The 11893-nt window shown below is 73.7% G+C and carries 13 protein-coding genes; 9 read left to right on the top strand and 4 right to left on the bottom strand.

The genetic code is table 11. The features are described 5' to 3' along the window. The 3 genes from PINTE_RS17375 to PINTE_RS17365 all read right to left on the bottom strand — a co-directional run. A partial coding sequence (locus tag PINTE_RS17375; RefSeq protein WP_084343739.1) for an RNA degradosome polyphosphate kinase occupies window positions 1-2272 on the bottom strand: 2272 nt, incomplete at its 3' end. Window positions 2273-2276: 4 nt separating this feature from the next. Then, entirely contained in the window at window positions 2277-3233 is a 957-nt protein-coding gene (gene mshD / locus PINTE_RS23695) for a mycothiol synthase (protein WP_068433275.1), read from the bottom strand. Window positions 3234-3302: 69 nt separating this feature from the next. Next, window positions 3303-3992: a winged helix-turn-helix transcriptional regulator gene (locus PINTE_RS17365; RefSeq protein ID WP_068433273.1), complete on the bottom strand. Its 690-nt coding sequence runs from the start codon at window positions 3990-3992 to the stop codon at window positions 3303-3305. Between the two features lie 33 nt (window positions 3993-4025). Here PINTE_RS17365 and PINTE_RS24545 point away from each other — a divergent pair, with 33 nt between their 5' ends. The 9 genes from PINTE_RS24545 (at window position 4026) to PINTE_RS17320 (ending at window position 11028) form a co-directional block, all read left to right on the top strand. After that, window positions 4026-4661, top strand: a complete 636-nt coding sequence (locus PINTE_RS24545) for a MoaD/ThiS family protein (protein WP_245643026.1) — start codon at window positions 4026-4028, stop codon at window positions 4659-4661. A 4-nt stretch (window positions 4662-4665) separates the two neighbouring features. Further along, window positions 4666-5505, top strand: coding sequence for a hypothetical protein (locus PINTE_RS17355; protein ID WP_068433271.1), 840 nt, complete (start codon window positions 4666-4668; stop codon window positions 5503-5505). 125 nt (window positions 5506-5630) lie between these two features. After that, a complete protein-coding gene (locus tag PINTE_RS17350) occupies window positions 5631-6134 on the top strand; it encodes a heme-binding beta-barrel domain-containing protein (protein ID WP_068433269.1) in 504 nt (167 codons plus the stop codon). Between the two features lie 124 nt (window positions 6135-6258). Further along, entirely contained in the window at window positions 6259-6684 is a 426-nt protein-coding gene (locus PINTE_RS17345; protein WP_245643025.1) for a Fur family transcriptional regulator, read from the top strand. Then, complete coding sequence (ygfZ, locus tag PINTE_RS17340; protein ID WP_084343738.1) at window positions 6681-7769, top strand: CAF17-like 4Fe-4S cluster assembly/insertion protein YgfZ; 1089 nt, start codon at window positions 6681-6683, stop codon at window positions 7767-7769. Before PINTE_RS17345 ends, ygfZ begins: the two co-directional genes overlap by 4 nt. Window positions 7770-8509: 740 nt before the next feature. After that, on the top strand, window positions 8510-9133 hold the full coding sequence (locus PINTE_RS24005; protein ID WP_084343737.1) for a helix-turn-helix domain-containing protein: 624 nt from the start codon (window positions 8510-8512) through the stop codon (window positions 9131-9133). Then, window positions 9130-10110, top strand: coding sequence for a hypothetical protein (locus tag PINTE_RS17330; protein WP_068433262.1), 981 nt, complete (start codon window positions 9130-9132; stop codon window positions 10108-10110). The genes PINTE_RS24005 and PINTE_RS17330 overlap by 4 nt, the downstream gene beginning before the upstream one ends. A 24-nt stretch (window positions 10111-10134) precedes the next feature. Beyond that, complete coding sequence (gene dtd, locus PINTE_RS17325; RefSeq protein ID WP_068433261.1) at window positions 10135-10557, top strand: D-aminoacyl-tRNA deacylase; 423 nt, start codon at window positions 10135-10137, stop codon at window positions 10555-10557. A 141-nt stretch (window positions 10558-10698) separates the two neighbouring features. Then, window positions 10699-11028, top strand: coding sequence for a DUF2516 family protein (locus PINTE_RS17320; RefSeq protein ID WP_068433260.1), 330 nt, complete (start codon window positions 10699-10701; stop codon window positions 11026-11028). A 32-nt stretch (window positions 11029-11060) separates the two neighbouring features. Here the strand turns inward: PINTE_RS17320 and PINTE_RS17315 are convergent, their stop codons facing one another. Further along, complete coding sequence (locus PINTE_RS17315; RefSeq protein ID WP_084343740.1) at window positions 11061-11831, bottom strand: class I SAM-dependent methyltransferase; 771 nt, start codon at window positions 11829-11831, stop codon at window positions 11061-11063. Window positions 11832-11893: the final 62 nt, after the last annotated feature.

Genomic DNA, 11893 nt, shown 5'->3' with positions numbered 1-11893 from the left:
AGCTGGTGCGGGCCCGGCGGCGGCGCCGGCCGTGCTCGGAGATGAGGGCGCTCTGCAGATCGGTCAGCGGCGCGCCGTCGGGGCCGCGGTTGTGCCGATGCCACCGGCCCTCCTCGGTGAGATGCCAGCTCGACGTCTCGTCGCTCATGCCGCGCCCGATGAGCTCGACGAGGTCGTCGATGTGCCGCTGGTCGGCGATGCGCACGAGGGTCTCGACGCGGCGGTCGAGGTTGCGGTGCATCATGTCGGCGCTGCCGATGTAGACCCCCGCCTCGCCCTCGGGGCCGAAGACGAACACGCGGCTGTGCTCGAGAAAGCGCCCGAGGATCGAGCGGACCTCGATGTTCTCCGACAGCCCCGGCACCCGGGGCCGCAGCGCGCAGATGCCGCGCACGAGCACCTCGACGCGCACCCCGGCCTGCGAGGCGCGGTACAGCGCGTCGATGACCGTCTCGTCGACCATCGAGTTGACCTTGATGCCGACGTAGGCGTCGCGACCGTTCTTTGCGTCCTCGATCTGGCGGTCGATGCACTCCAGGAGCCCGGAGCGCAGCGAGCGCGGTGCCACGAGCAGCCGCTTGTACTTGCTGCGCGGCGCCCATCCGGAGAGCTGGTTGAACAGCTTGGTGAGGTCCTCGCCGACCTTGGGGTCGCACGTGAACAGGCCGAAGTCCTCGTACAGGCGGGCGGTCTTCGGGTGATAGTTACCGGTGCCGAGGTGGCAGTAGCGCCGCAGCCCGTCGGTCTCCTGGCGCACGACGAGCGAGGCCTTGCAGTGGGTCTTCAGGCCGACGACCCCGTAGACCACGTGCACGCCCGCATGCTCGAGCTTGCGGGCCCATTCGATGTTGTTCTGCTCGTCGAACCGGGCCTTGATCTCGACGACGGCGAGCACCTGCTTGCCCGACTCCGCGGCGTCGATGAGGGCGTCGATGATCGGGGAGTCGCCGCTGGTGCGGTAGAGCGTCTGCTTGATCGCCAGCACCTTGGGGTCGGCCGCGGCCTGCTCGATGAACGCCTGCACCGAGGTCGAGAAGCTGTCGTAGGGGTGCTGCACGAGCACGTCCTGGGTGCGCACCGCCGCCATGATGTTCGCGGCCTTCGAGCTCTCCACGCGAGCCAGGTCGGGGTGGGTGCGCGGCACGAACGCCGGGTACTTCAGCTCGGTGCGGTCGAGGTCGGCCACCGTGTTCAGGCCGGTGAGATCGAGCGGCGTCGCGAGCCGGAAGACCTCCTTCGGGCTCACCGACAGCTCGCGCATGAGCAGCTTGAGCACGTGGTCGGTCATGTCCTGCGCAACCTCCAGGCGCACCGGCGGGCCGAACCGCCGCCGGGTCAGCTCCTTCTCCAGCGCGGTGAGCAGGTTCTCGGCGTCGTCCTCCTCCACCTCGAGGTCCTCGTTGCGGGTGACGCGGAACGTGAAGTGCTCGCGCACCGCCATGCCGGGGAAGAGCATGTCGAGGTGCGCGGCGATGATCTCCTCCAGCGGCACGAACCGCGCGGCGTACAGCTCCTCGTCGCCCTCGTCGGCGGGCACCTCGACGAACCGGGGCAGCAGCGGCGGCACCTTGACGCGCGCGAAGTGCTCGGTGCCGGTCTTGGCGTTGACGAGCACGACCGCGAGGTTGAGCGAGAGCCCCGAGATGTACGGGAACGGGTGGCTCGGGTCGACGGCCAGGGGAGTGAGCACGGGGAAGACCTGGTCACCGAACCACTGCGAGAGGTCGGTGCGCTCCTCGATCGACAGGTCGTCGAACGAGACGAGCTGGATCTGCTCCTGCGCGAGCGCGGGGGCGACGAGGTCATGGAAGACGTCGGCGTGCTGGCGCATGAGCTCGGCGGCCACCGTGTGGATCGACTCCAGCAGCTCCCGCGGCTCCAGCCCGGAGGCCGATCGTACGGCCAGCCCGGTGGCCACGCGCCGCTTGAGCCCGGCGACCCGCACCATGAAGAACTCGTCGAGGTTGCTCGCGAAGATCGCGAGGAATCGGGCGCGCTCGAGCAGCGGCAGGTCGGGGTCGGCGGCCAGCTGCAGCACGCGCTCGTTGAACTGCAGCCACGAGATCTCGCGGTCGAGAAACCGGTCACGGGGCAGGTCGCCGGCCGCCGGGGGCGTCTCGGCCGCCGACTCCAGGCGCACGAACCGCCCGTTGGCGGCCCGTGGGCGCTGCAGCGAGGAGGAGGCCGAGACGGCTGCGATCGGGTTCGGATCCCGCCCGTCGCCGGCCGGTACGGTCTCGTCGGTGCGCGCAGGCGTCGTCATGTCGTCCATCGTGTCATCGCGCCGATTCGTCCGGAACCCGACGCGTCGCGAGCTGGACGTCGACGGCGATCCGCTCGAAGCCCAGGGTCCGGTAGGTCGCCACCGCCGCGTCGTTGTCGCCGTCGACGTACAGCGTGACCGTCTGCAGGTTCTCGGCCCGCAGGTGGTCGAGGCCGACCCATGTGGCGGCGGCGCCGAGCCCGAGCCCCTGGTAGTCGGGGTCCACGCCGACGACGTAGACCTCACCCACCGCGTGCTCCACCTTCGTCCAGTGGAACGCGGCCAGCCGGCCCGGCTCCGGGGTGGGGCCGCGCACGCCGTCCCAGGTCGCCGGGTCGTCGGCGGTCCGCTCGTCGCGCACGAGAAAGAAACCGGCCGGGTCGAACCACGGCTCGCTCTGCCGGGCGCGCAGGTCGGCCAGCGTCATCCGGCCCTGCTCGGGGTGGCTGGCGAAGGCGGCGGCGTTGACCGCGAGCCAGTCCCGTTCGTCCCGCTCGTCGCCCGGGGTCAGGGTGCTCACCGCGAAACCCGCCGGGAGCTGCCGGCCGGGCGGCAGGTCGGCCAGCGGCCGGGCCATCTGCCACAGCTCCCGCACGACGTGCAGCCCCCGCTCCACGGCGAAGGAGGCGGTGCCGGGGAGAAACCCGTGCGCCCACACCCGCGTCGCGGGGGCGCGCTGCAGCATCTCGCGTAGGAGCAGCGACCCGATGCCGCGGCGCCGGCTCAGCGGCGCGACGACGAGCTCGGCCCAGGGCGCCTGCGGGTCCGCGGTGTCGAGGTGCGCGTACGCGACGACCGCGCCGTCGTCGACGTAGACCAGGTGCAGCCAGTCGCGGGAGGCGGTGGCGGGCAGCCGCAGGTGGGTCTCCTCCGAGACGGGCGCGACACCGTCGCTGATGCGGGCCGAGTCGATGAGAGCGGCGACCTGATCCTGACGGTCGAGCGGCAGGACCGGAAACACGTGCAACATGGCGAAATGCCTATCACGGGAGACCGTTGCGCGCGCCGCCGCGGACCCGTGCGGGCCCGTGCCGACCCGTCAGGCGTGCTCGGCGCCCTCCGGCTCGGGGACGAACCGGTAGCCCACGTTGCGGACCGTGCCGATGAGCTGCTCGTGGTCGGCGCCGAGCTTGGCGCGCAGACGCCGCACGTGCACGTCGACCGTGCGGGTGCCGCCGAAGTAGTCGTAGCCCCAGACCTCCTGCAGCAGCTGGGCCCGGGTGAAGACCCGGCCGGGGTGCTGCGCGAGGTACTTCAGGAGCTCGAACTCCTTGTACGTCAGGTCGAGGGAGGCCCCCCGCAGCCGCGCGGTGTACGCGTTCTCGTCGATGACGAGCTCGCCGGTGGTGATCGGGCCGCCGATGTCGGCGGCCGCCTCGGTGCGCCGGGCCCCGGCCAGTCGCAGCCGCGCCTCGACCTCGGCCGGGCCGGCGGTGTCCAGCAGCACGTCGGCGATGGCCCAGTCGGCGTTGACCGCCGTGAGGCCGCCCTCGGTGACGATCGCGAGGACGGGCGTCGACGTGCCGGTCATGTCGAGGAGGCGGCACAGGGTGCGGGCCTGAGCCAGTTCGCGGCGCCCGTCGACCAGCACGATGTCGGCGGAGGTGTCTCCGAGCAGGGCCGTGGCGTCGGCGGGCACGATCCGCACGTGGTGGTTCAGGAGCGCCAACGCGGGCAGGACTTCGGCGCTCAGGGCGAGCGCGTCGGTCATCAGCACGAGATGGGCCACGAACCCAAGGATAGGCAACGGGGCTGTTCGCCAATGACCATCGCCCCGCCGTGCGCGCGTGTCCGGCGCGGCGAAACCGGCTCCTTCCAGCGGCGGCGCGGCACCCGCGGGGTTGCGTCGGCTTTGCGCGAACCTGGGCCGGGCCGGGTCGTCGCCGTGCCGGGCCGGGTCGTCGCCGCCGACCGGCGCGTCGAGCGGTGCGTCGCGTGCCCGCTGACCGGCGCGTGGCGTGCACGGTGGGCGGTGCGGTCGCTCGGGGTGGAGGTGTCGGCCGTCACCTGCGAGTCTGAGGGCATGTCGCCCACCGAAACGCCCACCGGCGCTCCCACCGACGCCGCGACGGCTCAGTCTTCTCAGCCGACTCAGCAGGCTCAGCCGACTCAGCAGGCTCAGCAGGCTCAGCAGGGTCGGCCGGCGTCGAACGGCGCGGGAGACGTCGTGACCGTGCGGTACTGGGCGGCGGCCAAGGCCGCGGCCGGGGTGGCGGAGCAGACCCTGCCGGGCGGCACGGTCGGGCAGGTGCTCGCCGCGGCCGTGGCCGAGCACCCCGGCCTGGAGCGGGTGCTCGCGGTCGCGAGCGTGCTGCTCGACGGCTCGCCCGCGGAGCGCGACCAGGAGGTTCCGGCAGGTGCGACGCTGGAGATCCTGCCGCCGTTCGCCGGCGGATGACAGGATGCTGGCCGTGCCCCCGAAACGCAGCGACGCAGACGAGTCCTCGACCGAGTCGCTGATGATCCCGCGGCGCCCGTGGCGCCCGCTGGTCACCGCCTCCGCCGGCGTGGGTGCGGCCGTGCTGGCCCTCGCGTTTCTGCTCGGCACCGTGCCGGTCTTCCTCATCGTCGGCGTCGGGATGCTGTTGCTCGCCGGGGGCTGGGTGCTGCTGCTCGGCCTGCCCAGCCCGCGCGGCACCACCGGGGTGCTCGCCGGGGCGGGGCTGATCCTGCTGTGCGGCGGGGTGCTGTCGATGGAGGCCCGCACCTCGCTGCTGCCCGGGGCCGTCGCGCTCGCGATGATCGTGGAGTTCCTGCATCAGCTCGGCCGCCGCGACGGCCGGCCCCGGCTCGTGGAGTCGGTCTCCGCCTCCGTCACGGGGATCGGCGTGCTCACCTCGGGGGCCTGCGTGCTGCTGCTCACCCCGACCGACGAGGGCGTGGCGTGCAGCGTGGCGGTCTTCGGGGCGGTGGCCGTCGCGAGTCTGGCCGACCTGGGGCTGCGCTGGGGAGCGGGCGGCCCGGTGGCCGGTGTGGTCGCCGTGGCTCTCGGGGCCGGCGCCGCGTGGTGGCTCGGCACCATCATGGCCGCCGGGCTACCGGCTCCGCTGCTGTTCGCCGCCGGAGGGCTGGCCGCCGGATCGAGTTACGCGCTGCGGCAGGTGCAGTCGGTGCTGCCCACGCTGTTCGGGCGCCGCGCGCAGCTCGCCAGCGGGGTCGCGTCGGTGTTCGCGACGGGCGTCATCGCCTACGCGCTGACCTGGCTGTCACTGGGCCCTGACATGATGGCGGTAGTCCGCTGACGGTGTCGGTTGCGGTCGGTTTGCGCCCGTTCCGGCCGGCTCGGGCTGGCTCGGGCCGGCTTCGGGCCGGCTCAGGCCGGCGGCCGCACCGATCGGTTTCGCGTCACGATCGCTTGGGAGGCGACATGCCCTTCGAACTCGACCCCACCCTGCCGCCGCAGCTCGCCCCGCTGGCCTGGCTCGTGGGCCGCTGGGCCGGAGCCGGTGTCGTCGGCTATCCGACGATCGAGTCGGCCAACTTCGGTCAGCAGCTGACGATCGAACACGACGGCCGGCCGTTTCTCGCGATGTCGAGCCGCACCTGGCTGCTCGACGACGCCGGCAACCAGGTGCGCCCGCTCGCCCGGGAGGAGGGCTTCTGGCGGGTGCTCGACAACGGCGAGATCGAGCTGCTGCTCACCCACCCCACCGGCATCCTCGAGATGTACGTGGGCCGCAGGGATCCCGAGCGGCCCGCCGTCCAGCTCGCCACCGACGGGGTGCTGCGCTCGCCCGCGGCCAAGGAGTACAGCTCCGGGGCCCGCATGTACGGCCTCGTCGAGTCCCAGCTCATGTGGGTCATGGACATGGCCGCCGTCGGCAAGCCCCTCACCTCGCATGTCTCGGCGCAGCTCAAGCGAGTCGGCTGAGCCCGTGCGCTCCGCCGAGCCCGCCGTCCGCGCCGTCTCTGCTGACATCTCCGCGGACGTCGCGACGGCGGCGGGCCCAGCGTCGGACGCGTCGGACCAGTCGGACGCGGGGACGGACACGGCGGTGGCCTTGCGCGCCCGCGGCCTGCGGATGACCCAGCAGCGCGCCCGCGTCGAGGAGGCGGTGCGCCGGCTCGGGCACGCGACCCCCGAGCAGATCGCCGAGCATCTGGCGACCGACTCGCCGCCGCTGCCGCTGTCGACCGTCTACCGGGCGCTCGACGCCCTCGAACGGGTCGGTGCCGTCTCCCACGGCCACCTCGAACAGCGCGCCCCCACCTACCACCTCGTCTCGCACGCCGACCACCTGCACCTGCGCTGCGCGGGTTGCGGAGCGGTCGCCGAGGCCGACGTTGACGCCGCCGCCGACCTCGTGCGCACCCTGGCCCGGCGGCACGGGTTCGCCGCCGACGTCGGGCACCTGGTGATCCCCGGCCGGTGCCGCGCGTGCGACGATGCCGACTCCGATCCTGTGGAAGTGACCCGATGACGCAGAACGCACCCGACCACGCCCCCGACGCTCCCGTCTCCGCCGACGCGACGAACTCCGCGCCGCCCAGCCCGCGGCTCGACCGTCCCGGGGCGGTGGCGGGGGAGGGCGCCGACGCCGGGGTCGCCGCCCACTACGGCGACCCGATGCGCGAACAGCGGCTGCTCAGCGAGGGGCTCGCCGTCGTCGACCTGTCGCACCGGGGGCTCGTGCGGGTCACCGGGCCGGACCGGCTCTCGTGGCTGCACTCCCTGACGAGCCAGCACCTGCTCGGCCTGGCGCCGCGCACGTCGCGGGAGTCGTTGATCCTCAGCCCGAAGGGGCACATCGAGCACGCGTTGCACGTCGTCGACGACGGCGAGAGCACCTGGCTGGGCGTGGAGCCCGGCACGGCCGGCGCGGTCGTCGAGTGGCTCGACCGGATGCGGTTCATGCTGCGCGTCGAGGTCGCCGACGTCACGGACGAGTTCGCGACGCTGGGGGAGCCGCACGCCACCGAGAGCCTGCCCGGCGAGCCGCTGGCCTGGGTCGATCCCTGGCCCGGCCCCGTCGGCGACACCGCCGAGTACTCCGACGCCACCCCGCACCCCGGCGCCGACCGGCCGTGGCGCGAGGTCTTCGTGCCGCGCGACCGGCTCACGCAGGTGGTCGCGGACCGGCCGCTCGCCGGCACCTGGGCCGCCGAGGCGCTGCGCGTGCACGCCTGGCGCCCTCGCCTCGGCGCGGAGACCGATCACCGCACGATCGCGCACGAGCTCGACTGGCTGCGCACCGCCGTGCACCTGCACAAGGGCTGCTACCGCGGCCAGGAGACGATCGCGCGGGTGCACAACCTCGGCCGCCCGCCGCGGCGACTGGTCTTCCTGCACCTCGACGGCAGCGGCCACGTGCTGCCTCCCGCCGGCACGCCGCTGCTCCTCGACGGCCGCGCGGTCGGGCGCCTGACCACCGTCGCGCGGCACCACGAGGAGGGCCCGATCGCCCTCGGCGTCGTCAAGCGCAACACTCCCGCGGACGCCGTGCTCGACGCCCCCAGCGACGCCGGCCACACCGCCGCCGCCCAAACCGTCGTCGTCACCCCGTAGCCGCTGTAACCCCCGTCGCCGGCGCGGCCCCTGTGCCCCGAGCCGCGGGGCACCGCCTCCTAGGCGACACACCGGCTCCTAAGCGGGACACCGGCTTCTCGACGAGACACCGGCTCTTCGACGGGACACCGGCTATCGCGCGTGTGCCGTGGTCTCAGCGGTGTCCAGCGAGCCGGTCAGTGTCCAGAGCCGGAAACAGGTGTCCCGTTCCCGCCGCCGCGGGCCCCGAGCCCGGGCCGCCGGCTCCTCCACGGGACATCAGCTTCTCGCCGGGACACCGGTTCCTCGGCGGGACACCGGTTCCTCGGCGGGACACCGGTTCCTCGGCGGGACACCGGCTCTTCGACGGGACACCGGCTATCGCGCGTGTCCCGTGGTCTCAGCGGTGTCCAGCGAGCCGGTCGGTGTCCGGTGCCGGAAACAGGTGTCCCGTTCCCGACCCCGCGGCCCCGGGCCGAGCTCACGCAGCCCCGGAGCCGCCGACGCCCCCAGCCCAACGTCCGTGAGAACTGCGTGTCGTGATCAGGACTGCGGTTCGTGTCGCAGTCCTCACCGTGACACGCAGTTTTCACGGACGTTGCTCACGGCGCTTGAGCCGGAGCCGGCGTGCACCAGGGTTCTCCGCGACACCACCCCAGACCCGCCGTCGGGCCTCGCCGCACAGGCGGATTGGCCGGCCCGACACGACACGCGCTAACTCCGATTTGCAAACCGCTAACTACCGCAAGCACACTAGGGGTGTGAGTCGTCTCAAGGGTCCGCTGCGCGGTGTGCCGGGAGTTCATGGCTCCTCGGGCTCCGTGCCCGTGGTCCGTGACCTCGGCGCCTACCTGCGCGAGCAGCGCGAGAACGCGCAGTTGTCGGTGCGCCAGCTCAGCAAGGCCGCCGGCATCTCCAACCCGTACCTCAGCCAGATCGAGCGCGGCCTGCGCCGCCCGAGCGCCGACATCCTGCAGGCGCTCGCCAAGGGCCTGGAGATCTCGGCCGAGTCGCTCTACGTGCAGGCCGGGCTGCTCGACATGCCCGACGAGCGGGAGGCCGCCGACGCGGTCGACACCCGCGTCGTCATCGCGGCCGACCCTCGGCTCACCGGGCGCCAGCGGCGCATCCTCCTCGACCTCTACGACTCGTTCGTCGAGTCCGGCGGAGCCGGTGACACCGGCGAGCCCGCCACGCCCACCGAGTCGGCCGAGCCCACCGCGTCCCGCGCGCCCGCCAACCCCGCCGCACCCGCCAACCCCGCCGAGCCTGATGAGCCGGATGAGCCCAAGGCGAGCGGCGACGAGCCGGCGGCACCCACGAACCCCACCGATGTGACAGACACCGCGGCCGCCCCGCGGCCCGAACAAGGAGAACACGAATGACCAAGCCACGGTTGCCCTTCGGCCTCAACCCCTTCTACGCCGTCGTCGGCATGACCGACCTGGCCGCGCGCCGCCTCAGCGAGATCGGCGCGGAGGTCCGCGGCGAGACCATGGAGCCCACCGACAACACGAAGGTGCAGCTGGCCCGGTTCGCCCGCGGCATGCGCCAGATGCCGCTGCTGGCGCTCAACGAGTGGTTCGACGTCGTCACCCGCTCCCAGAGCCAGTTCAGCCAGCTCGCGGAGCGCGGCGAGAACGTCGTGCGTCGCCAGCCGCAGGTCAAGCAGAGCGAGGAGCTCCTCGCCCGCGCCGGCCGCAGCGTCGCCCGCGGCCAGGAGAACGCGACCCGCGCCGCGCAGAACGCCGCCGACCGCACCCGCACCGGCGCCAACAACGCGATGACCCAGGCCCGTGAGCAGGCCGACCACGTGACCGACGAGGTCGTCGAGGCCGTCACCCACGTCGCGCAGTTCGGCCGGCAGACCGCCGCGCCGCTGCTGCGCCGCGGCTCCGTCGCCCGCCCGGTGCGCGAGGCCACCGCCGACGCCGCGCAGGCCGTGGAGCAGACGGCCCGCCCGAAGCCGCGTCGCCCGCGCCTGAACTCCGCCGCCCAGGTCGGCAGCGGCGTCGAGGCCGGCGCCACGGTCACGACGACGAAGAAGAGCGCCGCGAAGAGCGAGGAGTCCGCCGACAAGCGCGACACGAGCGACAAGACCGCCAAGACCGTCAAGTCCGCCAAGCGCGCGTCGGCCGCCGCGTCGGGTACGTCCCGCACGACGACCGCGCCCGCCGGCCGGTCCACCGCCAAGAAGGCGACCACCCGCCGCCGCGCCGCCACCGCCAAGGCCACCGCGTCGAAGTCCGCGGCCGCCAAGAAGAGCACGGCGAAGGCGGCCTCGGCGACCCCGGCCACCGAGGCCCCCGCCTCCACGGCGACCACCGCGACCACCGAGTCCACCGAGTCCACCGAGAGCTGACCGCTCACCCGAGCGGACGACACCATGCGAGCCGTGCTTGCGCGGGTGACACGCGCGCAGGTCACCGTCTCCGACGAGCAGGTCGGTGCCATCGGCACCGGCCTGCTCGCCCTCGTCGCGGCCCACCGTGACGACACCCCCGAGCAGGCGCAGGCCATGGCCCGCAAGATCGCGCAGCTGCGGATCATGCGCGACGAGCTGTCGGTCACCGATTCCGGGGGTCAGGTGCTGCTCGTCAGCCAGTTCACGCTCTACGGGCAGACCCGCAAGGGCCGGCGCCCGTCGTGGAGCGAGGCCGCGGGCGGCGAACACGCCGCCGGGCTCATCGACGCGGTCGCCGCGCACCTGCGCGAGGCCGGTCTCGACGTGCAGACCGGCCGGTTCGGCGCCGCCATGGCCGTCGAATCCGTCAACGACGGGCCGTTCACCGTCATCGTCGAAACCTGACCACGGGTTCCGGGGCGGTTCCGGTCTCACGGAGACGGGGTCGCCCCGCGAAGGCGCCCCAAGCCCCGCGCCGGGGCCGGTTCATGCCCAGCACCCGAACTGTTCTCAGCCCCTCCTCAGCACGACCCGTAGGGTGGACCCATGCTCGAAGCCCTGAACACGGCCCAAGGCGTGACGCTGCTGCTGCTGGGCGTGGCCGCGTTCGCGCTCGAGGTCTACGCCCTCGTCGACGCCCTGCGGCACCGCCCGCAGGCCTACGCCGCCGCCGGCAAGCTCTCCAAGACCTGGTGGGTGGCCATCCTCGGCGTCGCCGCCGCCGTCGGTTTCGTGACGATCAGCCGCGTGCTCGGCCTCGGCATCATCGGTGTCGTCGCCGCCGGCGTCTACCTCGCCGACGTGCGCCCGGCGCTGCGATCGGTCTCCGGCGGCCGCGGCGGAGGCACCCACTCCGGCCCGTACGGCCCCTGGTAACCGACGGCCCCCGAGACGCGAGTAGCGGCTCGTCAACCGCGGGCCGACGACGCCACCGCCTCCCAGGCGACGGTGACCCCGCCGAGCCGCCACCGTGAGCGACCGCCGAGCACCGGCCAGCCCGCCGACCGCACCGCCGCCACGGTGGCGAGAAACCGCTGCCGCCGCCCGTACGGCGCGAGCGCCGCGGCCCGATCCCACGCGTCGTCGAGCGCGGCGAGCCAGTCGTGCACCGGCTCGCCCGGCACGTTGCGGTGAATGAGCGCCTTCGGGAGGCGGGCCGCCACGTCCGAGGGGCGCTGCAGCGTCCGCAGCCCCACCGAGATCGACAGCGACAACGGCCCCGACGCCTCGAGGGCCACCCACGTCGCGAGGCGGCCGAGCTCGTCGCACGTGCCCTCGGCGAGCAGCCCGCCGGGTTCGAGCCGACCGCACATGCGCGCCCAGGCCGCCGGCACCGCCTCCTCGTCGTACTGGCGCAGCACGTTGAAGGCCCGGATCACGCTCGCGGGCCGCGCGGTCGGCACCTCGAAGCCGCCGAGCGCGAAGCTGAGCCCGGGGCGCTCCAGCCCGCGCGCCGCCGCCACTCGGCCCGGCTCGATCTCCAGCCCGACGACCTCCACGTCGGCGCGCACCGCCGCGAGCCGGTCGTGCAGCTCCCGCGCGGTCGTGCCGGTGCGGCCGTAGCCGAGGTCGACGACGAGCGGAGGCGGTCCCGGCCGGGCGAGCCGCCACGCCTGCGGGCCGGCGAGCCAGCGGTCGACCCGCCGGAGCCGGTTGGGGTTGGTCGTCCCGCGGGTCACCTCCCCGACCGGGCGCTCGCTGCGAGGGCTCACCTGCAGCAGGGTAGGCGCGGCGGCGCCCC

Source organism: Piscicoccus intestinalis NBRC 104926 (assembly GCF_001515525.1).
GTDB classification, from domain to species: Bacteria; Actinomycetota; Actinomycetes; order Actinomycetales; family Dermatophilaceae; genus Kineosphaera; species Kineosphaera intestinalis.
This window is presented reverse-complemented; position numbering and strand designations above follow the sequence as displayed.

Coding starts and splice junctions, on each gene's coding strand:
- PINTE_RS17355 (WP_068433271.1), top strand. CDS start 4,666: ATGCTGGCCGTGCCCCCGAAACGCAGCGACGCAGACGAGTCCTCGACC.
- PINTE_RS17330 (WP_068433262.1), top strand. CDS start 9,130: ATGACCAAGCCACGGTTGCCCTTCGGCCTCAACCCCTTCTACGCCGTC.
- PINTE_RS17320 (WP_068433260.1), top strand. CDS start 10,699: ATGCTCGAAGCCCTGAACACGGCCCAAGGCGTGACGCTGCTGCTGCTG.
- PINTE_RS17350 (WP_068433269.1), top strand. CDS start 5,631: ATGCCCTTCGAACTCGACCCCACCCTGCCGCCGCAGCTCGCCCCGCTG.
- PINTE_RS24545 (WP_245643026.1), top strand. CDS start 4,026: ATGACCATCGCCCCGCCGTGCGCGCGTGTCCGGCGCGGCGAAACCGGC.
- mshD (WP_068433275.1), bottom strand. CDS start 3,233: ATGTTGCACGTGTTTCCGGTCCTGCCGCTCGACCGTCAGGATCAGGTC.
- dtd (WP_068433261.1), top strand. CDS start 10,135: ATGCGAGCCGTGCTTGCGCGGGTGACACGCGCGCAGGTCACCGTCTCC.
- ygfZ (WP_084343738.1), top strand. CDS start 6,681: ATGACGCAGAACGCACCCGACCACGCCCCCGACGCTCCCGTCTCCGCC.